The organism is Bradyrhizobium sp. ISRA442 (assembly GCF_038085055.1).
Classification (GTDB): Bacteria; Pseudomonadota; Alphaproteobacteria; order Rhizobiales; family Xanthobacteraceae; genus Bradyrhizobium.
In genome coordinates this window covers 247,558-271,399 of sequence record NZ_JALGCN010000006.1, presented here as the reverse complement: position 1 = coordinate 271,399, position 23,842 = coordinate 247,558, and the positions used below count along the sequence as shown (strand labels likewise).

Here is a 23,842-nt window from a genome sequence, read left to right as displayed (position 1 = left end):
TGGCCTACTGGCGCGTGGAGCCCAATGCTGCAATCTGGTCGTGGGTCACCCTTGCGGCTGATGACAGCGGCGGCCCCGCGAGTTCCGCTTAGTCGGCCAGCTTGAGGAGATGTTATGCCGGTCGCAACCGATCGCGGCGCCCGATTGAGGAGTAGCACTCGTTTCCTGAGCTCCGACGCTTAGCCTGTCAGCGGGCTCGCTAGTTTCGCGAGCGGCTAAGCGGTTTGTGGCGGATGTAGTGCTTGTCCGAGGGCCTTTTCGGCAGATACGGATCGCGCGATTGCGCCTAAGATATGCATTACGTTCCAGAAGCAGCAGGAATGCTGTTCGGATCCCAGGGTGAAGTCAAGCAGCACAGGGCGCTAAGCCACGGGCGAAGGGCTTCCGCAATATGACCTCGGCGTGTCAGCTTGAGGCCACTGATTCAGGTTAGTGCCGTGCTGTTATTTTCAGGCCTCGCTGTTTTTGTCTTTCTTGACGCGGACTTTTCGCCCTGTCAGCGGATCCGACCCGCGTTGGCCTTGGAACGCATTCGACCGCACGCCGTGCGGAGTCGTCGCCACGTCCTGCCGGCTCTGCTGGATCTCTTTAATTTGCAGGCAAAAAGGTTGACTGGGCTCAGAGACCTTTGTCTGCAAATCGAAGAAAATTTGTAAATAGCGTGTGTCCACGCGATGTGAGTATGGATTCCGGGTGGAATTGCACACCATATCTTCGATGATGGCGGCGTGCGATGGCCATGATCTCATCTTCATCCGAACGTGCCGTGATTGCGAGATCCGGCGCACCGACCCATCGAGCTCGACTACGAGAGAATGGTCGCGCCCGACGCGGAGCGGCGAGGGGAGATTTTCGAACAGGCCGTGCCTGTCGTGCAACATATGGGAAGCCCGACCGTGCATCGGGTAACGTGCGCGCGCCACGCGCCCGCCGAATACGCTCCCAATACACTGGTGTCCGAGGCATATGCCGAGAATCGGGATACACCCCGAAAGTTCCCGAACGACGGCTGTCGAAACTCCGGCCTCTAAGGGGGGGCAGGGACCGGGCGATATAACCACCGCGCGCGGCTTGAGGTCAATAACGTCACTGACACCGACAGCGTCATTGCGAATCACCTTCGTTGCTTGGCCAAGCTTACGAAAATAGCGCGCGATGTTGAAGACGAACGAATCGCAATTGTCGATGATGACAATCACGACACACCAGATATTTTGCCGCGAAAGGTCTGAACGATCCTCCCCGCCTTAGTGAGCGTCTTCTCGTATTCAGGCTCTGCTGTTGACATCGCGCTTATCCCGCTGCCTGCACGAAACATCGCGATGTCACTCATCGATGATGACAGTGCGAATCGCAAAGGTTCTATTGAATCCGATAAAGTCGACCACGCTGGAATAGACAGCCGGTCTCGCCCTCTCGATTTCTGCAATGATTTCCATCAATCGTACCTTTTGGTACCGCGGCAATGGATCTCTCCGGGAAAGCGGACCCGAAGCAGGATGACGACGTCGTGATCTTCTGCCAGCTCACCCGCAACGGCCGATACGAAGTGGTGTACTGAGGCATAAGGGTCTAGCTCGGACAAGCTCTCTCACTTCGACCGAATGCGGGTTATGATCAAAAGAGTAGTACACTCCCGGTGGAGGTGGACGATGGCAAATGCCATGCTTGATGCCAGGCAGGAAGGCGATTCCTATCGTCGCGTCGAGGTGATCACCGGGGAGCGCCGGCGGCGACGATGGACGGGCGAGGAGAAGGCCCGGATCGCGGCGGAGAGTTTTGAGGCGGGTGCGAACATCTCCGAGGTGGCGCGGCGCAATGGCGTTTCCCGCGGGCTGCTCACAGTGTGGCGACGCCAGGTTGCGGCGGCGGTGGCCGGCAAGGCGCCGAGCTTCGTGCCGATCCAAATTGGTGCCGAGAGCGACGGCGAGACGGTCGGCGAGTCCGAGCGCATTTCGCCAGCACAGACGAGGCCTTTGGAGATCGCCGCGCCGCCGGCGAAGGCCTGCGGGGTGATCGAGATCGAGCTGAGTGGGGCGCGCATCCGGGTTGAGCCGGGAGTGGAACTGGCGACACTTTCGTCGGCGCTTCGGGGCAATCCGGTGATTGCACTACGCTCCGACCTCAAGGTGGTGCTGGCGGCGCAGCCGGTCGACTTTCGCAGGTCGGTCCACACGCTGTCGGCGCTGGTGAGCGAAGCGCTGCGTGCGAACCCGTACTGCGGCGACGTCTTCGTGTTCCGCAGCAAACGCATGGATAGAGTGAAGCTCCTGGCGTGGGACGGCAGCGGCATGGTGCTGGTGACGAAGTGGTTGCACCAGGGGCGTTTCACCTGGCCGCCGATCCGCGACGGCGTGGTGCATCTAAGTGCGACGCAGCTCGCGATGCTGCTCGACGGACTTGAGTGGACGCGTGTCTCACCCAAGCCTGTGAAGCAGCCGGCCGTTGTTGGCTGAGAGGTGAGGATTTCGCTGGAGCATGGAGTGGGCGCATGTATCGTCTGATCATGGCGATTCGCCCCAATGCTCTCCCGACCGATCCAGCGGCTCTGACCGAGATGGTGCTCGCGCTTGACGTCGAGAACGAGAAGCTGCGCGTGGCGATGCAGACGCTCAAGGAGATGATCTTCGGGAAGCGCTCGGAGCGGCTTGCCACGCTCGTGGCCGAGCAACTCGCGCTTGAGCTTGACGACCTTGAGACCGGCGCCACCCCGCCTGCGGCTGCCAACGACGATGCGCCTGCGGCGAAGCCGTCTGATAAGCTACGCAAGAAGGCGCGCCGCAACATCGGCGCGCTGCCCAAGCACCTGCTGCGCTGTGAGCAGGTGCTGGAGCCGGAGGCGACCGCCTGCCCGTGCTGCCAGGGCCAGCTCCACAAGATCGGCGAGGACGTCAGCGAGGTGCTGGACGTGATCCCGGCGATCCTGCGCGTGCTGCGGACGATCCGTCCCAAATACGCCTGCCGCAGCTGCACCGATGGCGTGGTCCAGGTGAAGGCGTTGCCACGCCTGATCGAGAGCGGCATGGCCTCGACCGCGCTCGTGACTCACGTGGTGGTCTCGAAGTTCGCCTGGTATTTGCCGCTGTACCGGCAGGTGCAGATCCTGGCCGGCCAGGGCATCCATCTCGACCGGGCGACACTCGTCGGCTGGGTCAAGCGTGCCGCCTGGTGGCTCAAGAGCCTCTATGAGCTCCAGCTGCGCACAATCCAGGCCTCGCCGCGCGTGTTCTGCGACGAGACCCCGATGCCGGTGCTCGATCCCGGACGACATCGCACTCGCATCTGCCAGTTCTGGGCGCATGCCATGGATGACCGGCCATGGGGTGGCCCTTCGCCGCCGGCGGTCGCCTACGTGTTCGCCGACGGCCGCGGCACCGAGGAGATCGCCGGACAATTAACGGGTTTTTCCGGCATTCTGCAGGTGGACGGTTATGCCGCCTACAAGGCGCTCGCCCGCGACCATGGCGGCGCGATCCAGCTCGCCTTTTGTCTCGCCCATGCCCGACGCAAATTCGTCGAGGTGTTCAAAACGACGCAGTCGCCGTTCGCGCGCGAGGTGATCGAACGCCTGCAGGTGGTCTATGCGATCGAAGCGGAGATCCGCGGCAACAGTGCGGAGCAGCGGCTGGCCACCCGCCGCACCAGGAGCGCAGCGTTGATGGCGGCGCTCAAGGCGCGACTGACCGAGATGGTGGGCCAGCTCTTCTCCCAGTCGAAGCTGGCAGAGGCGATCAACTATGCGCTCAATCACTGGGACGGGCTGACGCTGTTTCTCGGCGACGGCCGTGTCGAGGTCGATTCCAACACGGTCGAGCGTTCCATGCGCCCGATTGCCATGGGAAGACGCAACTCATTGTTCAGCGGCAGCGAGGGCGGCGCCGAGAGCTGGGCGATCCTGGCGTCGCTCGTGAACACGGCAAAGCTCCATGAACTCGATCCTCAGGCCTATCTGACCGACGTGCTGGAGCGCATCGTGTCCGGGCGAACCAAGAGCCATCAGTTGTACGAGCTGCTCGCCTGGAACTGGAAGGCGGCGCGCCAGCGCACCGCACAGGCCGTGGCATGAGCTCGCGCCGCCATAAGGCCGCGCCGTCGATGGCGGCAGCCGCGATGCCACTTGAGGAGCTCGAGCGATGGCTCCAGGCTCGCGTCGATCGGCATCCTGCCGCCACCGGCATTCCCACGCTCGACGGCTATGTCGCCGCAATCGTGGCCGGACCGGTGTCGATGAGCCCACTCGACTGGATCTGCCCGCTGCTCGCCATCGATGCCGATGCTTTCAATCACGGCGGCACCCCGGAGTTCGCGGCGATCTCCGCCGTCGCGCTGCGTCATAACGAGATCACCAGACCCTTTCGACCACGCCTCGCCAGTTTGCGCCGATGCACCGGCGTGAAGCCAATGGCGATATCGATCCGCGTCCCTGGTGCCAAGGCTTCTACGCCGCGATGCGGCTCAGGCTGTCAGCGTGGGCGCCGTTGCTGGACGCCAGCAACGTCAATCACGGCCTGCTGCTGCCCATCCTGCTACACTGTCGCGACGATCACGGCCGTCCGCTGCTCGGACCACCACGCGAGACCATGAACTTTCTGCGTAATGCCTACGCCGATATCCCAGCGGCCCTCGAGGCCTTGCGCTAATATTGGACGCCGATCCGCTACCCACGCGCCCGCTGATCACGGCGGACGTGGGAGCTCATACCGGTTACTTTTGATCTCGTGATTGGCCAGGAGTACTGGAACCAAGACGGCCTTATCCTCGAAGACGTCGAATTGGCTGCCGATCGAGCACTCCAGCTTGGAGCCGAACTCTCAATTGTCCGTCCAGAGCTCAAGGCAAACGGTTGCGCCGTTCGGGTGATGAGCGCGGCGAATACGGAAGTGTATCGCGCGCCGCTCGATCCGATCTCCTTATGGATGAAGCATCAGCAATGAGTGCCGATATTGGCGCCATATAACGGCATTGTCGAGCATCGCGTCGTCAGCAGCTTCTAGTGCGTATGCCGCCTTTGGCGCGCCAAGCGCCCTGTCAAGCCGCTTTGCCGGCCCTGCTTGAGCTGGCCTTTTACTGCGCGCCGCCAAAACAGGCATTCGATCGAATTCTTCGAAAGATGCCCCCGCTGCGCGAGATTTAAGCAGAAAGAGAGAAGGGAACGCATGAAAACGATAGCAAGATCGCAGTAAACGAGCGTGCCCAGTTCTGTTGATGATCGCTACTCGGCGTAGGCAGAACTGTGACAGACCAAATTTCTCGCCGGAGAATCGCATGCCTCAGATTCACAGAGACGGCCCATCGTATCGCTCGATGCTATACGTCCCCGGGAATAAGCGCGACTGGATGTCGAAGGCGCCCAAATATGGTGCCGATGCCCTGGTCCTCGATCTGGAGGACTCGGTTCCCGTGGCGGAAAAACCTGCTGCTCGAAACGCGGTCAAGGAAGCCATTGAAGAATTGCGCGTCGGCCCATTCGGTCGCTTCGTGAGGCTCAATGGGTGGCGAACTAACGGGCTGCTGGATGACCTTAACGCGATTGTCGTCGATGGTCTCGACGGGGTCATGCTGTCCAAGACCGAAGATCCGGAAGAGGTTGCAGCCTTGGACCTGGTGCTTGGAGAGTTGGAGAGATCGCGTGGTTTGCCAATCGGCGGAATAGAGATTTGCCCATACGCGGAAACTCCGGTCGCGATGTACCAGCTTTACAAGGTCTGCATGGCCTCTCCGCGCGTCAAGAGGGCCGGCGGGGCTGGTGGCCCGGTGCCAGGTGGAGACCTGGCGCGCGCGCTCGGCTTGCAGTACGGAGACGAAGCCAGCGAGGCTCTTTCCTTCGGTGCCTATTCCCTGCTGCAGGCCCGCGCCGCAGGAATTGCGCACGTCGAAGGCGCCATGACCACCAAGTTGGATGACCTTGAGCTGGTGCGGCGCATCGGCGAGAGGTCGAAGCGCATGGGCGCATCATGGGCTTCGGCGATCCACCCGAGCCATATCCCCATTATCAACGAGGTCTATTCACCATCCCAAGCCGAAATCGATGAAGCGCGCAACCTCGTGTCCGCGTTGGCGGAGGGTGTTGCACACGGCGCGGCCGCGGTGCGGTATAAGTCAGGGATGGTGGACTATGCTCATGTTCGCGGTGCGATGGACCTGCTTAAAAAGGCTCAGGCTGCCGGGATGGACGTTGGCAATTTGCCGAACTTTGAGATCCCCGCTTTTTGAATGAAGTCCAAGGGCACGGTGAGCTGCTCCGGAGCGGCCAACAGGCGCAATTTGGCTAACTATCCACCGGCGAAATTTCGGAATTTGAGAGGTAACGATGAAGGATGCTCTTGAGGGTATAGTCGTGCTTGATCTCACCGCGTACCTCGCAGGACCGTACGGGTGCGCCCTGCTGGGCGATGTGGGAGCGGAGATTATCAAGATAGAAGCTCCGGGCGGCGATAATTTACGGAACTACCCATCGACCCTGAAGGGAGAAAATAGGACCTTTCTGGGAGCGAACAGAAATAAGCGCTCAATCGTGCTCAATCTCAAGCATGCTGAGGGCCGAGCCGCTTTCTATCGACTGGTCGAGCAAGCCGATGTGGTCATACACAACTTCCGCCCGTCTGTCCCACACTCGCTCGGTATTGACTACGAAACACTGCGAGGCCGACGCCCCGATCTCATCTACTGCTCATTTACAGGTTACGGCGAAAACGGTCCTCTGCGGGATCATCCCGGGTTCGATACGATGCTGCAGTGCTTCAGCGGCATAGCCTCGATGCAGGGGGCTCCTAGCGGGCAACCAGAAATCTTGAACGGTTCGATGGTGGACTACTATGCGGCCTCTTTGATCGCTTTTGCGATCGTGTCGGCGCTCGTACATCGGCTGCGGACGGGCGAAGGGCAACATGTGAAAGCCTCCCTGTTGCGGTCCGCTATCGCATTACAGGCTGGCGCATTTGTATGGGCCGAATCCGAGCCGCGTGATGTCAGTCGTGGATGGGGACAGGGTTACTCGGGGATCTATCCGACCAAAGAGGGGCACCTCTTCCTGCAAGCCACCACACCAGCTTTTTGGCAGAACCTCTGTGAATTTCTCGGTTTTCCGCATTTGGCGGACGACCCCCGGTATGACACCCTCATCAAGCGCAACGAACTCAGAGATGAGATCAAACCGTTGATCAGGGAAGCCCTGATGCAACGCACGGCGCTCGAATGGGAAGAGCTGATGCTTGGCAAGGTGCCCTGCGTCGCAGTTCGCCCGATCGAAGATATGTTTGATCATCCCCAAGTCCTCGCTCAAGGGCTCGTCGTCGAACACGAACATCCACGTGTCGGCAAATTCCGCAGCATGACCAAGGCGATCGACATGGGCGTCGGAGACAGACCGACTACGCGCGCCCCGATGCTGGGGGAGCATACGGACGAGGTGCTCGCACGCTTCGGCTTTCTCAGCGACGAAATAGCGGCGCTGCGGGCCGGCGGGGCAGCGGCGTGACACGGTCTTATTAAGGAAGACAGTCCGGCGGACGATCGGAAGATCGTCAACGCGTAATTTCATGAAAACGGCGTCGCTGTACAATGCGAACGAGAAGGAAATAGCGTAATGAACAATGAAGAATCCGCCGTGCAGGCAGAACCGATCATCGAGCCTGACCTGGTCATCTGCGATGCTCATCATCACCTCTGGGACATGGCCGAGCCTGTGTGGCCTTTTTCGGACGGAAAGCTTCATTATTTGCTTCCCGAACTACTCGCCGACGTATTCAGCGGTCATCGGGTGGAAAGCACGATCTACAATGATGCTGGATCTTTTTTCCGCGCTATCGGACCGGAACATTTGAAATGCGTCGGTGAAACGGAGTTCGTGAACGGAGTGGCCGCCATGACCGCTAGCGGTCGATACGGGCCCGTTCGTGCGTGCGAGGCTATTGTCGGAAACGGAAATTTGACAGCGGGCGCCTTGGTTGCGGACATCCTCGAAGCCCAAATCCGTGCCGGTAATGGGCGCTTCAAAGGAATTCGGCACCTGGGGGCCTATGATCCAGCCCCTGAGTTTACCCGGTACCGCAGGCGTCATGCAGCCGTGGGCCTATACGACACCCCGGATTTCCGCGATGGATTCGCCAAGCTCTGTGAGTTCGACCTCACCTTCGACGCTGCCGTATATCACACCCAAATTGGGGAAGTGACGCGGCTCGCCGATGCGTTTCCAAATGCTCCCATTGTCCTCAATCACGTTGGCCTCCCACTCGGATACGGACCGTACGCCGGCAAGCAGGGTGAGGTTTTTGCCGTATGGAAGCCGGCGATCGAGGATCTCGCGCGGCGCGAAAATGTACATGTGAAACTTGGCGGACTTGGGTTGATCTACTGCGGATTTGGCTTTTGGGGCCGTAAGCCGAAGCCCCGATCTGAGGAACTCGCCGCGGCATGGGGGCCATATATCAAGACATGCATTGAAGCATTCGGCGCCCGCAGATCAATGTTTGAGAGCAATTTCCCGGTTGATTACGCATCCTGCGATTACGCGACTTTGTGGAACGCCTTCAAGCGGATCGCCGCTGGAGCCAGTGCCGATGAGAAGGCGTGGCTATTCAATAGGACTGCGCGTAGCTTTTATCGGCTAGGCTAACTTGGGCAAGGCGTTTTGGCTAACATCAAACTGTCTTAGGGGAGACGGGCCTGCACCCCGCCTTTCCGACGTGAACAACCTCTAAGCGACTGAGCAGGAGCCAGTTTTTCGAATTCGGTCATGTTCGAGATTGCAGGGATTTGAAGCTTGATAGCCTCTAACCTTGCAAGTTCGTTTGTGAATTCCCTTCGCTGTTAACCGTGCTGATACAGTGGAGGGACCTTGCAGCCCAAGAAGTACAAAACGACGGGATCGAGCGATCTATTCCGGCCACAGCTGGACCAGACCATCAACATGGATACGAGCTGGTTTGCTTGCCGGCGAGCCCGATTAGAGGCTGTTGTCCTCAAAACACATTGGCGGGCTCTCCGGGGAGGGTGCGAACGCTGGGTCCACGACCCAAACCTCCAGTTCTTCACCGACGAGGATTACTTAGAGCACGCACTCCGAGATGAGGACTCGAACCTGAGCCATTGGCGCAAGCGGCTCGGCGATAAGCTGAACGATTGTTGGCCGACGCCGAAGAACAGAAAGAAAAATCGAATGGAAGCTGATCACAGATCTGCCTATGGGCTCCCGCGTGGTCGCTATCGAGAAGCTTCAATGGTATGCCTTGGGATGGAAAGTCGAAGTCTTTCACAAGATGTTAAATCGGGCTGCAAAGCTGAGGAATCGAAGCTTCCGGACCGCCCGGCGTCTGGCCAACGTCATCTCGGCGCTCTGATTAGTTGGCGCCTCTTCTGGATGATGATGCTCAATCGCTCCCGTAGCGTGGTCGCGCCGGCACCTTCATCGGACCCGCATGGTTGCCGAACAGCTTGGCCCCGTTCCAGGCAGGGGCCGATGGAGATAATATAGACTAGTTTAGACTAGCATCATTGTGCCCGCCATCGATACAGCCAAAGAATGGCTCGGCTTCCAGCAAATTAGTATTCTGAACGCGTAGCGAGAGGACGCCTGTCCCTCGGCCCGCCTCCAGGAGAGGAAGGTTCGCGCAGGAGGGAGCGAGATGTTCGCGGCGGGCTCAAAGAGCCCGCCTGGCGCCCTCGAGTAACGATTACTCGGCTGCCTGTTTAAGCCCGTAACCGAGTATGGATTTTATCTCCAGATATTCGTGCAAGCCGTAATCACCTGTTTCGCGACCGTTGCCGCTCAACTTATACCCGCCGAACGGCGCGGTCGCGTCGCCGCCGCTGCCGTTAATCGAGACTTGGCCGGCACGCAGCTGCGAGGCCACGGCACGAATGCTTTTCATATCTGAACCCGAAATATAGGCCGCTAGACCATATTCAGTGTCGTTGCCGATCTTCACCGCCTCGTCGATGCTCTCGTAGCTAAGGATCGACACCACTGGTCCGAAAATCTCTTCCCTAGCGACGGCCATATCGTTCTTTACGTTGGCGAACACGGTCGGCTTTACATAGAAACCTTTGTTGAGTCCGTCCGGACGCCCGATGCCGCCGGTGACGAGTGTCGCTCCTTCGTTGATCCCAACCTCGATCAGGCGCTGGATGTTCTCCCATTGGATCTTGTTCACAACTGGCCCGATCGTCGCGTTGCCGTTCGGATCGCCGACGGTAGTGGCTTCCGCGACCTCCTTGGCGATGACGATAGCCTCGTCCATCTTCCTTGCGGGCACCAGCATGCGGGTAGGTGCGTTGCAGGACTGGCCGGAGTTGCTCATGACTGAACGTACGCCAGCGCTGACAGCTGCTTCGAAGTCGGCATCCTCGAGGATGATGTTCGGGCTCTTGCCGCCCAGCTCTTGGGTGACGCGCTTAACCGTGGCGGCGGCGTTGCGGGCCACCTCAATGCCAGCGCGGGTCGAGCCGGTGAATGAGACCATGTCGATCCCGGGATGCCTTGCGATCGCGGCCCCAACCACAGGCCCCGCGCCGTTGATCATGTTGAAGACACCTGCCGGGACACCCGCCGCGTCCATGATTTCGGCCCAGATGCAGGCGCTGAACGGCGCCTCTTCGGAAGGCTTAAGCACCATTGTGCAGCCGGCGGCGAGCGCCGGAACCACCTTCAAGGCGATCTGGCTGATCGGCCAGTTCCAAGGGGTGATCATCCCGCAGACACCAATGGGCTCCTTGGCGATGCGTGTCGTGCCGCGGTCTTCCTCGAACTTGAATGTTTTCAATATCTCGATACCAGCCTTGATATGAACCGTGCCGCTCGGGACCTGTGCCCCCTGTGCGAAACTTGCGGGCGCGCCCATTTCCTCGGTCACCGCTTTGGCGATGTCGTCGAAGCGCTTCTGGTACTCGGCCAGGATACGCTGCAAGAGCTCGATGCGCTCTTCCCGAGTGGTCTGAGAATAGGTAACGAAGGCCCTCTTGGCTGCAGCCGCAGCCTTATCGACATCTGCCGCCGAGCCGGCCGAGATATAGCCGCACACTTCCTCGGTGGCGGGATTGATCACCTCCATCTGCTTGGGAGCCTCTGGGGCGATCCAATCGCCGTTGACGTAGAACTTCAGGTATTCGCGCATGCGATCTGCTCCTTGAGCCTTCGCGAGCCAAGTTCTTTCACATTGGTCTCGCGAGGCGCACAATGTAGGGTGACGCTTCAGACGTGCCTTGGCGGGTCGTGACGTATCCCTTCGTTACTGGGCTGACCATTCTGCACCCGCTCAGGCCAGCGATATAAAGAAGCTTCGACGTCCAAAGACCGCAAAAATCGGCCCCCGATTGAGGAATTTCTTCAAACAACAACCATTTTCTTCTCGGTTTCCGAAACGTAACTTCCTTGAATACGCGCACCGAGACTCACGGCGCCGCGCCCAAGCCGCTCGGGGCGGCGGGTCGATGCCTTTCGAAAATCAAAAACAGCTCGTGGCGGGCTCGCCTGCACCGTGCACGGGTAGTGATGCCGTCCAAATATCCGCAGAGCTGTTGAGAGTGGGCTGCTTGACCTCCATCTCAAAAAGCAAGACATGCTTTGAAGTGCCGTTTCTGTGGCCGTCTCCACGCTGACGATGGCCGCGCAACGCTGGCGAGCGCCGGCCTATGTCATGGTTGAGCATAGAAATCGAGCGGACTGCTCGTATTTTGCAGTATTTCAGCCTGACTTGGTCGATCTTTGCAGTCTCTGCGCGTCGTCACGCCCTACATGTTTGCCCTGTCCGGGAGTTCAGACGCACGGTGGCGCTGTGGCCCGACACAGCTGCGGAGGTTAGTTGCCTGCAAGACGGAGTTGTGGGTGGCAGGCTTCAAATAGAGTGGCGGCTTGGATGTGCCCGATCCCCTGCCGTCGATGTACCCCTGCAAAGCGCTTGTACGAGCAACTGTCCATGGTGGGCAGATGGTGAGGGCGGGGCGCAGATGGAGCAGGCCGAAGCACATTCGGCTGTTTTGGAGGATGAAGGATAATGAAGCTAGGTGAAGCGATTGCGGAAATTCTCAGGCGCGAAGGCATAGAAATTCTCTGCGGCTATCCGGTTAATCACCTGATCGAATATGCCGCAAAAGCGGATATCCGCCCTGTCATGGTTCGCCAGGAGCGCGTTGGCGTTCACATGGCGGATGCGATCTCCCGAGTGACCTCGGGCGACAAGATAGGCGCCTTCTGCATGCAGCACGGGCCCGGCGCAGAGAATGCGATGGGGGGCGTCGCTCAGTGTTTTGGCGAGTCCGTACCCGTGCTGGTACTGCCGATGGGCTATCCGCGCAGGATCGCCAACATCGAGCCAAATTTCAACTCCAGCCAAGCGATGCGGCCTTTCTCGAAATCGTCCGAGCCGATCACGCTCGCCGCGGAAGTCGCCAATATCTTCCGTCGCGCCTTCACCAAATTGAAGAACGGTCGCGGTGGACCGGTGGTGGTCGAAATCCCCACGGACATGTGGAATGAGGAGGTGCCAGAGCCCTTGAACTACACGCCGGTGCTGCGTACGCGCTATGGCGCGGATCCCGCGCACATCAGGGAAGCAGCGGCGCTTCTCATCGGCGCCAAACGACCGTTAATTTATGCTGGCCAGGGCGTCCATTATGCCCGTGCCTGGCCGCAACTCAAGCGGCTCGCCGAGCGGCTAGCTATCCCCGTCACCACGAGTCTGGGCGGCAAATCTGCCTTTCCTGAAACGCATCCGCTCTCGCTCGGGTCCGGTGGCGTCGCAGTGCCGCGCGCCGTGTCGAAATTTGTGGCCGAAGCGGATGTCATCTTAGGCATTGGTTGCTCCTTCACGGAGACTGATTTCGGCATCGCCATGCCGAAGGGCAAGACCGTGATCCACTCGACCCTCGATCCCAACCATCTCAACAAGGACGTCGAAGCGAAAATCGGACTCGTCGGCGATGCCGGTCTTGTGCTCGATGCGCTCTTGGAGGAAGTCGGCAAGAGCGTCAAATCCGATCGCGATGCCCGAACGGTGGCGAAGGAAATTTCACTCTCGCACGAAGAGTGGGTCGCAAAGTGGATGCCGAAGCTCACATGCAATGACGCTCCTCTAAGCCCGTATCGCGTACTGTGGGATCTTCAGCGCACAGTCGACGTTCAGAACACAATCATTACGCATGATGCGGGCAGCCCACGTGACCAGCTCACGCCATTCTGGAAGTCAGTCGAGCCGCTGTCCTATCTCGGCTGGGGTAAGACGACGCAACTCGGCTACGGCTTGGGACTAGCAATGGGCGCGAAGCTCGCGAGGCCGGACAAGCTCTGCATCAATGTCTGGGGCGACGCGGCCATCGGATTTACCGGGATGGACTTCGAAACGGCCGTGCGAGAAAGGATTCCCATTCTATCGATCCTGCTCAACAACTTCTCCATGGCGTGCGAGTTGAAGATCATGTCGGTCTCGACGGAAAAATATCGCTCGACTGACATCTCCGGCGATTATGCCGCAATGGCGCGCGCCTTTGGCGGCTATGGCGAGCGCATCACGAGGCCTGAAGATATCGTGCCCGCGATCAAGCGCGGCATCGAGAAGACACAGGCCGGCATTCCGGCGCTGCTCGAATTCATCACTTGCAAGGAGAACGAGATCTCACGCCCAGGGACCTGAGGCCAGACCGTCCGGCCTCACTCGGTACGCTGTCCGGCGCGAGCGGAACTCTTAGAATTCCAAGGTTCGACGCGCATCGCCACTGGAATAACCCTGCACCCCGAGAGTGTACTCAGTTTCGTGGTCCACGGGTTGTTCTGGTGTTAGGACTAAATGCGGAGTCGGTGCGGATTGAGCTTGCCAGTCGGTGAGCTTCGATCGTGAGTTCGTGCGCCGTGATGGCTTCGCCGGCATGCATCAGCTACATGATGCTCTCATGCAGCCTCACCTCAGCAGTTCGCGTGTCTCGGAATGGGTTGGGCAATTCGCTACATTCCGGTCCACGTTCGCTAGCTCGATCGTAAGCCCGATGGCGTGAGACGAACAGGTTTCAGAGCAGGCCTAATGTCGTCTGTCCCTCGCCTGCGTGGGTCGCGGCCCGCAATCCGCGCGTGATATCGGCATCGGTCGCGGCCTCCAAGGAGCGGTGCCGGCTATGAACACCGTCTATCATTGGTCGTACACTTTTTGCCTACTATCAAGGACGGCGGTCTCCGGCATCAGTGGTCGCGGCGGCGGCGGAGTAAATGAAGCCACCAAATGTCGTTCCTTTCCGTTTGAGAGAAAGTCGAAATTCAAAACGTTATCGTTCCCGCGCCCACAAGACACCTGACCGGATCTGTGGTTGCAAGCAGTGCTAGATTGCAGGGGATAAATCTAGGCCACGGCCTTTGAGCTTGATGCCATCGTCAGCATCTTCCTTGATCATGTCGGCTCCCTTCTCGGCCAGCATGATCGTCGGCGCATAGGTGTTACCGGAAGGTACGATCGGCATGATCGAGGCATCAATGACACGCAGCCCAACAAGGCCATGCACACGTAGACGGTCATCAACCACGGCCATAGGATCGTTGCCCATCTTGCAGGTGCCAACAAAATGGTGGAGTCCCCGTCCGGCGCGCCGAGCGAACTCCAGCCACTCTTCGTCGCTTTGCACTTTCTTGCCGGGATTGATCTCGAAACCTATGTTTTTGGCGATGGCGGGATGTTGCATAATCTTCCGCGCGATCTGCATGCCTGCCACGATCGAGGAGCAGTCCTTCTCCGCTGACAAGAAATTCGGTCGCATGAACGGCTCGCTGCCTGGGACCGCCGATTTGATATGGATCGAACCGCGCGACTCGGGTCGGCACTGGTTGACCGCGAGGGTCATTCCAGGTGTTTTCTCGAGGCGTCCCCTTCGCGTCGGATCGGCAGTTGCGGGCGACATGTGGAACTGCAAATCGGGCGTCTGCACATCCGGCAGTGTGCGCACGAAGCCTCCTACTAGGGCCGCTGGCCGGGTGAGGACGCCGGTGCCATTGATATAGTAGCGGGTAACCTCGCGCAGGAGGTTCAAGCCCCGTGCCTGCTCATTAAACGTAATCGGCCGATTGATGCGCCAAGTCATGTTCACAAAGAAATGGTTGCCGTAGTTCTCGCCAACCCCTTTCAATTCGTGTCGGATCTCGATCCCAAACTTCCTAAGGAGTTCCGGTTGGCCGATGCCAGAAAGCTCTAGCACGCCTGGCGACTGGATAGCGCCGCAAGAGACGATCACTTCACCTCCACAGCGCGCCTGCCGAGTTTCCCCGTGCAGAGTATAAGCGACGCCGACCGCGCGCTTGCCCTCTAGTAGGATGCGGCTGACAAGTGCATCGGTCTCGATGCGCAGGTTGGGTCGGGTGCGCGCCGGGTCAAGAAAGGCGCGAGCGGCGGACCAGCGCTGACCGTTCTTGATCGTCGTTTGAAAGTAGCCGAAGCCTTCCTGTCGCCCGTTGTTGTAGTCTTGGTTGCGCGGGAAGCCAGTGGCCTCAGCGGCCTCGATGACTGCGTCGCCAAGCTCATGATATTCGCTGATGTCGCGCACGTTGAGCAGCCCGTCTTTGCCACGCGATTCATCTCCCGGCCCCTCGTAATGCTCCGATTTCTTGAAGTACGGCAGCACGTCTTCATACGACCAGCCGCGATTTCCGAGCTGGCTCCAGGTGTCGTAATCGAGCGGTTGGCCGCGCACATAGAGCATGCCATTGATCAGACTCGAGCCGCCCAGCCCGCGACCGCTCGCACAGGGGAGACGCCGTCTAGCCCCGTTGGCTTCAGTGTCGACTTCGAAATTCCATTGGAATTTGTTTCGGAGCAGGAGCTTGGCAAATCCGGCGGGAATATCGATCCACATCGATCGGTCTCGCGGCCCGGCCTCGAGGAGCAGTACCTTGGCGCGCGCATCTTCAGTCAGGCGATTGGCGAGTACGCAACCGGCCGAGCCGCCGCCCACGATGATGTAATCCCAGTCGGACATAGTTTAAAAGTTCCTCTTTTATAGTTTGGATATTACTTTGGTGCTGATCCAACGAGCTCGTCGCGGAGTCATATCCGTATATTTCGTGCCAGCGCGCAGTTGCTAGCATCTGCGCCCAGAACATGGAGATGCTTTCGACTTGTTCGAAATCGTAACCACACGGCGAGTTTCATTTTTGTGCAGCGAACCGCACGTTCACGCCCAAATCCAGCACGTCGATAACACACACCAGAGCTCCTCGAGAAAGGCGCCTGCGAGAGCCGAGGCGCGAAGCCAATTGAGATGAATTGGGTCGTCCACGTCAGGGTTTGCGCATCTCGAGAACGGACAGATAGCTTCACTGTAGGCGTCGATCAGACGCGGTCTCGCCGAGAGACGAGGGAGCCTGCTGCAGTTATCAAAGATTGCGCAATGCCATGAGCCGCAATCCGGAAGCTCGTCGGTAGGCGATGCCTTCGCTTTTTTCATAACCGACTGCCTGATTAACCCATTTCTTGCGGCGGTTAGCAGCGACTTTTGCGTATGTTGCGCATCTTTTCTGTGAGCGTGAGGGGGCGGTCAGCTTGCTGGACGTAGAACATCCGACTCTCGAGCGCTTACTGGCGTTTGCGATCGACTATTAGCGTGACGGAAAACCGAGGGCCAACGCGGTACTTGGATTGTTAACGCTGAGCAGCGGGGGCGGGGAGTAGAAACGATTAATCTTGTCTAGCCGGATACACATTTGAATCCCCTCAAAACGAAATCCGCACTATCTTCACGGTTGCTAAATGGGGGTGTCACTATGGTACTCGATGCCGCGCTTCTGCGCGCCGTCCTGGATGAGGTCTGCCAGCACCTTCCTCAGGAACAGACGGGTGTCCGCGCCCATGTCGCGTCCAGGATATTGGAAGCCGCCACGAGAGGCGAGACAACGCCCGACGTCCTCAAGCAAATTGGTCGCGCCGCCCTTTCTGAAGCGCCGACTATGTGGCGGTAGATCCGAGCGAGACTGATGTTGTCAATCAAGTGAATTTGCAGATTGCAGTTTAATGAGCCCATGAGCTACACGGACGGGTTCGTGCGGATGAGGGACCGTAACCGCGACATGGCTATTGTGGGACGAGCGGCCGGTGAGTGCGCTGAGCGCACCAAAAGACTCGCCGCTCGCGTATCCCAACTCGACATTCTCGCAAGCTTGTTGACCGAATGAACAGTGGGTGGCGCATCACCCTAGAATGGGCGGTCTCTTCTGGAACTAAGCGCGGTCGCCCGCTGCGGAGGCTCCAGCGGAGACGGAAGTGGCCGCTGCAGAGCCTCCGAACTCCACGTTACCTCGATTGCTCTTTCTCGAAGCAAGGCGCCACAGATATGGAAGCCAGCAGCAACGTCGCCCAGCCAAGCGAAAATGCGTCGCCAGGCCTTAGATTTATCATGGGCAGCTTCCGTTCGGCATTCAGTAACAGGACACTATTGACTCTCCAAAGAAGAACGAGGAAATCATCGCAAGCACGGACAATGAGAAACAGCGGCTTGCGTGGTCGCACGTTGCTACTGAGAAAGTCCTCGGCCCGTGATACTGAGGTTACGATGCGAAAATTCGCTTGACGACCTAGCACACCTAGCCATACTCGCTTGCGCTGGTGAATTGGAGACTGGCGCAAAAGAGCGCGCCCATTGGTGCTCACGTCTGCACTGCTGGCTTTTCGCTTCGACAACGGTGGATGTGTGATCTTCCCCCGAAAAAATGGACAGGGTTAAGCTGCTTTTAGCTCCATCTCGATCGGGCTGATATAGCCGATGGCGGAGTGACGACGCTTTCGATTGTAGAAGCCCTCGATGTAAGCAAAGATATCACGTCTGGCTTCCTCACGTGTTTCATAATGCTGCTGATGGACGAGTTCTGTTTTGAGCGTGTGGAAGAAACTCTCCATCGGTGCGTTATCGTAACAATCGGCCTTGCGGCTCATCGAGGCCCGAAAACCGGCGGACTGCATCATCTTGCGATACTCCGCCGAAGCATATTGAACGCCACGATCTGAATGGTGGATCAAGCCGGCGCCAGGCCGCTGTGTCGCAATGGCCATCGCTAGGGCCGCCATCGGCAGTTCGGCGCGCAAATGATCTGCCATCGCCCAGCCGACGATTTTGCGGCTGTAGAGATCCATCAGCGTGGCCAGATAGAGCGAGCCCTGCTCGGTCTCGACGTAAGTGATGTCGGCGAGCCAGATCTGGTTCGGAGCAGTGGCGATGAAGTTGCGCTCGAGAAGATTCGGGGCGATCGGGAAATCGTGACGGCTGTCGGTGGTCCGCACCCGGCGTGGCTTCGCCATGATGGCCCTGATGCCATGGCGGCGCATCAATCGCTCGATGCGACCGCGGCTGGCCCCGCGGCCATGAGCCCTCAACTCGGCATGGACGCGCGGGCTGCCATAGCGGCCATTGGTGTCGCGGTGAACCCGCCTGATGTCATCGACGAGCTCACGATTGGCGGCGGATCGCTGGCTCTCCGGGCGCGAGCGCCAAGCATAATAGCCGGCCGGCGAGACACCGAGCACGCCGCACATGATTGTCACCGGATAGTCGGCGCGGCGATCTTCGATGAAGCGGAATCTCATTTCGGAACTCCAGCAAAGGATCGCAATGGACTTCCTAAGAAACAGCCGGATTGGCGTCCTCCGGAATGGCCTGTAAGACGAAGCCCAGCGATTTGGCTCGGCGTTGTAGGTTGGCGAGGACGCGGCTGCGATATTGTTGCTCATAGTGGGCGGCACCCGGATCTTTGTAGCTCATGCCATGCCGGAGTGTGTTGTAGAACAAAACCGCAATCTTGCGGGCGGTCGCCGTCACGGCTTTCGACTTGCCCGCGCGGGAGGCTAGCCGACGATAGAATGCGCCGAGCGCGGTATCGCTTCTGCCAACGGTTGTGGCTGCCAACCGCAACAGTGCGGCTGCCCGACTCGAAGACCTTCGGGTACGTGAAGAAAGCACCTTGCCACCAGAGATTTTGTTGCCTGGCGCAAGGCACAGCCAGGAGGTGAAGTGCTTGGCGCTCGGCCAAGCCCTCAGATCGGTGCCACACTCCCCGACAAGCTTCAATGCCAGTGATGGACCCACCCGTGGATCTCAGTCAGATCGACGCCGAGCACGCCGTACAGCGCGGTCCGGACATCGAAGGTAGGTGCGTTGACCTGTTTGGTCTTGATGCGTGGCTTGGATAGCTTTCCGACCGGCTTTGCGCCCTTATTGTTCAGTGCCGCGATCAGGACCTCGAGCTTGCGGTCACAGTCCAGCATCTTCGCCTGGTAGACGTCGTAGAGCTCCAGTGACTGGGTCAGCGCGAAGACATGTTCGTGCCGGTCGTTGCCCACCAGCGCCGCACGGATCGTCGCGATGGATGAATGGCATCGCACGTCCCGATAGGTTGCCAAGACGTCAGGATTCCGCTCGCCTGCAACAATGGCTCGGATAATCCGCATGCCCGTCGCGCCGGTGATATCCGAGACCACATGATGGAGCTGCAGATTCATCTCCATCAGCGCCTTCTGCATATGCTGGATATGGGTGGCGGCATATTCCACCAGCCGCTCCCGTTGGCGCAGATACGCGCGCAGGGTTGCAATCTCGGCATCAGGTCGGAAGCTGCCGCGTAACAGGCCATAGGAATGAAGCTGGCGCAACCACGCGGCATCGCTGACATCGGTCTTGCGCCCGGGCACGTTCTTGGCGTACCGCGCATTGACCAAGATCACCTCAAACCCGCGCTGCTCCAGGCTCTCGTAAACCGGGATCCAATAGACCCCGGTGGATTCCATCGCGACACTCGTCACGCCGCAGGCTCTGAACCAGTCCGCCAGCTCATGCAGGTCTTGCGTGAATGTACCGAAAGAACGCACCGGCACGTCGGTGCAAGCTGGGTCCACCGCGGCCATGTGCATCTTTGATCCAATGTCGATGGCGGCGGCCCCGACATTGACCAGCTTCAGTTCCGGTCGGTCGCCGGTCGTCCTCTTGAGCATGGCAATCCTCCGTTCAATGATGAGCAGGAGGGTCTGGGCTATGCCAATCGTCGTCGCCATGCGACTTCACCACTCTCAAGTTCGCATGCACCCATGGACCATGTTTTTTAACGGGGATTGTGCCTCCAATAATCCAGCGGCCGCTACCCTCCCAGCGCCGAGGATAGCACAAGGCTGTTTCTACGCCGCGCAGGCGTGCCACGGTGCTGGACCGTTTTTTTAAATATCGCGCTCCATGCGCAGCCGCTCGTTCTCCCGCTGCAAACGCGCGATCTCCGCCGCGTGGTCCGCCGACGGCAGCGTCGCCTGCGTTGTGGGGCGCCGCGTCGCCGCCGTCGGCTCTAGCCGGGCCCCTCGCTGCTCCACCCACCGCCGCAGCACGGAATCGCGCAGGCCAAGCTCCCTGGCAACAGATCCGATCGAGCGCCCGCTCGACGCTACGAGATCAACCGCTTGCCGCTTGTAGTCATCCGTAAACGACCGACGTTGACGTCCTTCCATCCGACACCTCCTGGCTCTTCGAGCCTACTACAGGTGTCCATCAATTCGGAGGAGGTTCATAGATCGAGATCCGTTTGTCTCAGCAAGTGGAGGGAATTTTGGTAAGTATTGGCTGCATCGCACCGTTTTCCTGCGCAAAATCATCCACGGTGCAGTAATACTGTCGTCTTCCTTCAAAAATGCACGGAAGGCGCGTCGAGGCGAGTATAGTTTTGCCAAGAGCAACGGAAGGGCGCATGACCGAGGAAATCCCTTTGATTCCTTTCACGGGTGTTCCATTTTGCAGATCGGAATACGAGCGACGTCACCAGAAGGTATTCGCCGCAATGGAGCGGGCAAACCTCGATGCGCTTCTGGTGACGGCGCATGGTCATCTCCGCTATCTTACTGGCTATCACGGATATGGTGGATACTTCGCGCCATTCCCATTGATCTTGGCGCCCGGGCGAACTCCGACCTTTGTCGTTCGAGAGTTCGAGGTGGAGGCGGTTCGTGCAGAGAGCTGTATCGACGATATTGTTGGCTACACACAGCAGTACGATTTCGCCAAGGAATGCGCTGGAGTCCTTCGACGGTTTGGATTGCAGCAGGACCGGGTTGGGTTCGAACTAGGCTGTTGGAATCTCGCGCCGGCTGATCTGCATGCGCTTCAGGCGCAGCTTCCCGACATGCGGGTTGCCGATGCTTCTCGATTGGTTGCTTCCGTGGCGGCTGTGAAAAGCGAGAGTGAGCTTGAGGTCATGCGCGATGTCATGGCTCTGACTGACTTGGCCGTTCGCGTGTTTCATAATTCGCTCCGGGAAGGCGTCACCGAGGCGGAGGTATCTGCGATCATCGAAGCGGAAGTGAACAGGGCTGGCGGCGAAATGCGTCCCGCTCGTACTCTGGTTTTTGGTGAGCGAACGAGGCTGGCGCACGGCAGTCCGGGGCCAAATCCGATCAGAAACAATCAGCCGGCTATGACAGAAATGGGGGCCTGGAAGTACGGGTACGCCGTGGGCCTGGTCCGGAGCGCGGTGCTCGGGCGGCATGCTGAAGCGGAATCTCTCCACGCTTTGGCTGTTGATGCCCTTGAGGCCACCATTGACGCGATCAAGCCCGGCGCAACCGCTGGCGAGGTCGATGCGGCTGGGCGCAAGGTCATCGAGCGACTCGGGCGCGGACGCGTGTTTCGCCATCGGGCTGGATACCAAACTGGCATCAACTGGACGGAGCGCGGAAATTTAAGCCTTGAGCCAGGTGCCGGCGATCTCCTGGAGACCGGTATGACCTTGCACATGCCTTACATTCTGTTCGGGGACACCGGCTGCCTGTTTGGGACAAGCGAGCACGTCTTGGTGACGGACCGTGGTGCCGAAGTGCTAAGCGGCACACCGCACACGCTGCATCGTGTCTGAAATCGTGATATTAATGGCCTAGGGAGGCTCGTCTGTGACATTGAAAGCCAACGCGCGTCCTCTCGGGATCCTCTGTCTCGAGAGGGGACCGTCGCCGCCGGGTGCTACCTCGCTGCCTCTACCCGGAACGATGCGAAGCTCGGCAACGTTTAAATTCCCGGTCATCTTCGAGACCGTGCCGGGAGCTTGGGTAGAGAACGTAGTTCGCGGGGATCCTGCACTCGAAGCGCCCTATGTCGCTGCGGCCAGGCGGCTGGTTGATCGAGGCGCGATCGCCATAAGCTCGAATTGCGGCTTCACTGTCCGGCATCAGGCGGCGGTTGCTGAGGCCGTTAATGTGCCTGTTTTAATGTCAAGTCTGCTGCTGCTGCCGACATTACTTCGACAGCTGCCATCGCACGCCAAGGTCGCTGTCTTGACGTACGACTCGACGCATTGCAGCGAGGATGTCCTAGGGATCGGGAATACCGCCGAGCGTGCAAGGATTGTTATCGGCGGCATCGAAGGCGGCAAATTCTGGCAGGATGAATTGAAGCGTCCGGTGCCACCAATCGATGTCGCCGCAATGGAGGCTGACGTCATTGCCTGTGTCGGGCGTCTCCGATCTGCGCATCCGGAGGTCGCGGCCATTCTGTTCGAATGTGCGGGGTTCCCAATCGTTGCGCCGGCAATCCGTCGCATCACAGGATTACCTGGATACGACATCACCGATCTCTGCCGCATGACAATGGCGTGCCTCGACTGAGAACGACACTTTACTTTTTGAGCGGGGAGAGCACCGTTTACGCCCTGGAGGCCCTGCGCGTTTGGGGGCGCTGAATTGCCCAAGCCGCGGTTCGTGACGATCAACTCATCTAAGGGAACCAAAAGAGGGGAGACTGGAAAATGAAAAGGCGGACTTTTCTAAAGGTCACGGTATTTGCTGCAGTCGGCGCTCTGGCCGCACCTTACGTCCATGCTCAGTCGAAGAAATTTGCGGGCATTACGTTGCGCGTAAACGGATCGGGTGGCGTCTATGATGACGTCCTCCGAAAACGGGTGGCCGCGCCGCTCGAAGAAAAGTACGGGTTGAAGATCCAATATAACGCCGAAGCGACATCCTCTGCCCTCGTCAAACTGCTCGCCAGCAGGGATAATCCTCCTTACGATCTGTTTACGGCAGACAGTCCTCAGATGATCGAGCTTCTCAAGGCTGGTGTAGTTGAAGAGATCAGGGCGTCAGAAGTTCCGAATATCAAGCGTGTCCTACCCGGCTTCCGCGAATTTGGGGAGTACGGCGTTCCCTTCAGTGTGCCTTCTATTATTCCGGTGTATAATTCAAATTACATCAAACAGCCACTTACGTCGTATTCCGACATTGCGCGCCCCGATCTGGTGGCTCACGTAGTTGTTCCGGCGCCGACCTTCGACTCCACCGGTCTGTATCTTCTCGGTCTTGCGGAGGAAAATGGTGGCTCGGTCTCGAATATGGAACCGGCCTACAAGGTATTGGCCGATGCCAAACCGAACATCGTCGCGATCGCTCAGGCGACCGTGGCGCAGCTGCAGATGTTCCAGAATGAAGAGGCATACGCAGGCTTCTTCTGGGACGGTCGCGCCTATGAATTGCGGACGAAGGGAGTTCCGATAGTCAGCGTCATTCCACCTAAAGGCATTTACTCGGTCACCAGCTACATCAATATCGTCAAAGGTATGAAGTACCCTGAAGCAGCATACGCGTATGCTGACCAATTGCTCTCCGATGAAGGGATCCTTGGTTTACCAGAAGCGCTTCGCTACGGCGCCACCACCGACGTCGCCATCCCGGCGGAAATTAGTCAAGATCTCCTCTTCAATTCGCCTGAGCGCAGTGCTCTGAAAAAGAAAGTTGACTGGGAGCGATGGACCGCAGATCGCAGCGCTCGGATTGAGCGGGTCAATAAAATACTTAGAAGCTAGTCATATGGAACGAAAAATGCATGCATCACATTATAGGATGCCTCGAATCTTTATAGAGGAGAG

Annotated in this window: 15 protein-coding genes and 4 pseudogenes; 13 read left to right on the top strand and 6 right to left on the bottom strand. The window is 58.8% G+C overall.

Annotated elements, in window-relative coordinates:
* Positions 1 to 618 precede the first annotated feature (618 nt).
* A pseudogene (locus MTR72_RS15780) lies at positions 619 to 1,199 on the bottom strand (anthranilate synthase component II).
* A 405-nt stretch (positions 1,200 to 1,604) separates the two neighbouring features.
* Between MTR72_RS15780 and tnpA the strand changes: the two are divergent.
* From tnpA to MTR72_RS15740, 8 genes and pseudogenes are all read left to right on the top strand, one after another.
* Positions 1,605 to 2,081, top strand: a pseudogene (gene tnpA, locus MTR72_RS40415) (IS66-like element accessory protein TnpA); the annotation flags it as partial.
* Positions 2,082 to 2,102: 21 nt separating this feature from the next.
* Positions 2,103 to 2,456, top strand: coding sequence for an IS66 family insertion sequence element accessory protein TnpB (gene tnpB / locus MTR72_RS15770; protein WP_341510641.1), 354 nt, complete (start codon positions 2,103 to 2,105; stop codon positions 2,454 to 2,456).
* A 50-nt stretch (positions 2,457 to 2,506) separates the two neighbouring features.
* On the top strand, positions 2,507 to 4,066 hold the full coding sequence (gene tnpC, locus MTR72_RS15765; RefSeq protein WP_341510640.1) for an IS66 family transposase: 1,560 nt from the start codon (positions 2,507 to 2,509) through the stop codon (positions 4,064 to 4,066).
* Between the two features lie 316 nt (positions 4,067 to 4,382).
* Entirely contained in the window at positions 4,383 to 4,640 is a 258-nt protein-coding gene (locus tag MTR72_RS15760; RefSeq protein WP_341510542.1) for a UPF0149 family protein, read from the top strand.
* Positions 4,641 to 4,718: 78 nt separating this feature from the next.
* The gene (locus MTR72_RS15755; RefSeq protein WP_341510541.1) at positions 4,719 to 4,934 is read left to right on the top strand and encodes a hypothetical protein; all 216 of its coding nucleotides are present in this window, start codon (positions 4,719 to 4,721) and stop codon (positions 4,932 to 4,934) included.
* Positions 4,935 to 5,265: 331 nt separating this feature from the next.
* Positions 5,266 to 6,213 (top strand): HpcH/HpaI aldolase/citrate lyase family protein, encoded by a 948-nt coding sequence (locus MTR72_RS15750; RefSeq protein ID WP_341510540.1) that lies wholly within the window; start codon positions 5,266 to 5,268, stop codon positions 6,211 to 6,213.
* 97 nt (positions 6,214 to 6,310) lie between these two features.
* Positions 6,311 to 7,477 carry a CaiB/BaiF CoA transferase family protein gene (locus MTR72_RS15745; RefSeq protein ID WP_341510539.1) on the top strand — a complete coding sequence of 389 codons (1,167 nt, stop codon included), beginning with the start codon at positions 6,311 to 6,313 and terminating at the stop codon, positions 7,475 to 7,477.
* Positions 7,478 to 7,585: 108 nt separating this feature from the next.
* Positions 7,586 to 8,614 carry an amidohydrolase family protein gene (locus tag MTR72_RS15740; protein ID WP_341510538.1) on the top strand — a complete coding sequence of 343 codons (1,029 nt, stop codon included), beginning with the start codon at positions 7,586 to 7,588 and terminating at the stop codon, positions 8,612 to 8,614.
* A gap of 1,057 nt (positions 8,615 to 9,671) precedes the next feature.
* On the opposite strand, the gene MTR72_RS15735 is transcribed toward MTR72_RS15740, so the two are convergent.
* Positions 9,672 to 11,111, bottom strand: a complete 1,440-nt coding sequence (locus MTR72_RS15735) for an aldehyde dehydrogenase family protein (RefSeq protein WP_341510537.1) — start codon at positions 11,109 to 11,111, stop codon at positions 9,672 to 9,674.
* 879 nt (positions 11,112 to 11,990) lie between these two features.
* Between MTR72_RS15735 and MTR72_RS15730 the strand changes: the two genes are divergently transcribed.
* A complete protein-coding gene (locus MTR72_RS15730; RefSeq protein WP_341510536.1) occupies positions 11,991 to 13,625 on the top strand; it encodes a thiamine pyrophosphate-requiring protein in 1,635 nt (544 codons plus the stop codon).
* A 676-nt stretch (positions 13,626 to 14,301) separates the two neighbouring features.
* Here MTR72_RS15730 and MTR72_RS15725 read toward each other — a convergent pair.
* On the bottom strand, positions 14,302 to 15,945 hold the full coding sequence (locus MTR72_RS15725) for a GMC family oxidoreductase (protein WP_341510535.1): 1,644 nt from the start codon (positions 15,943 to 15,945) through the stop codon (positions 14,302 to 14,304).
* Between the two features lie 784 nt (positions 15,946 to 16,729).
* Here MTR72_RS15725 and MTR72_RS15720 point away from each other — a divergent pair.
* Entirely contained in the window at positions 16,730 to 16,924 is a 195-nt protein-coding gene (locus MTR72_RS15720; protein ID WP_341510534.1) for a hypothetical protein, read from the top strand.
* 757 nt (positions 16,925 to 17,681) lie between these two features.
* Here MTR72_RS15720 and MTR72_RS15715 read toward each other — a convergent pair.
* From MTR72_RS15715 to MTR72_RS15705, 3 genes and pseudogenes are all read right to left on the bottom strand, one after another.
* Positions 17,682 to 18,542 carry an IS3 family transposase gene (locus MTR72_RS15715; RefSeq protein ID WP_445819587.1) on the bottom strand — a complete coding sequence of 287 codons (861 nt, stop codon included), beginning with the start codon at positions 18,540 to 18,542 and terminating at the stop codon, positions 17,682 to 17,684.
* A gap of 34 nt (positions 18,543 to 18,576) precedes the next feature.
* Positions 18,577 to 19,943 (bottom strand): annotated as a pseudogene (locus MTR72_RS15710) (IS110 family transposase).
* Positions 19,944 to 20,165: 222 nt separating this feature from the next.
* A pseudogene (locus MTR72_RS15705) lies at positions 20,166 to 20,444 on the bottom strand (transposase); the annotation flags it as partial.
* A gap of 236 nt (positions 20,445 to 20,680) precedes the next feature.
* Here MTR72_RS15705 and MTR72_RS15700 point away from each other — a divergent pair.
* From MTR72_RS15700 to MTR72_RS15690, 3 genes are all read left to right on the top strand, one after another.
* A complete protein-coding gene (locus MTR72_RS15700; protein ID WP_341510533.1) occupies positions 20,681 to 21,841 on the top strand; it encodes a M24 family metallopeptidase in 1,161 nt (386 codons plus the stop codon).
* 34 nt (positions 21,842 to 21,875) lie between these two features.
* The gene (locus MTR72_RS15695; RefSeq protein ID WP_341510532.1) at positions 21,876 to 22,586 is read left to right on the top strand and encodes a hypothetical protein; all 711 of its coding nucleotides are present in this window, start codon (positions 21,876 to 21,878) and stop codon (positions 22,584 to 22,586) included.
* A gap of 140 nt (positions 22,587 to 22,726) precedes the next feature.
* Positions 22,727 to 23,779: an extracellular solute-binding protein gene (locus tag MTR72_RS15690; protein ID WP_341510531.1), complete on the top strand. Its 1,053-nt coding sequence runs from the start codon at positions 22,727 to 22,729 to the stop codon at positions 23,777 to 23,779.
* The last annotated feature ends 63 nt before the right edge of the window (positions 23,780 to 23,842 follow it).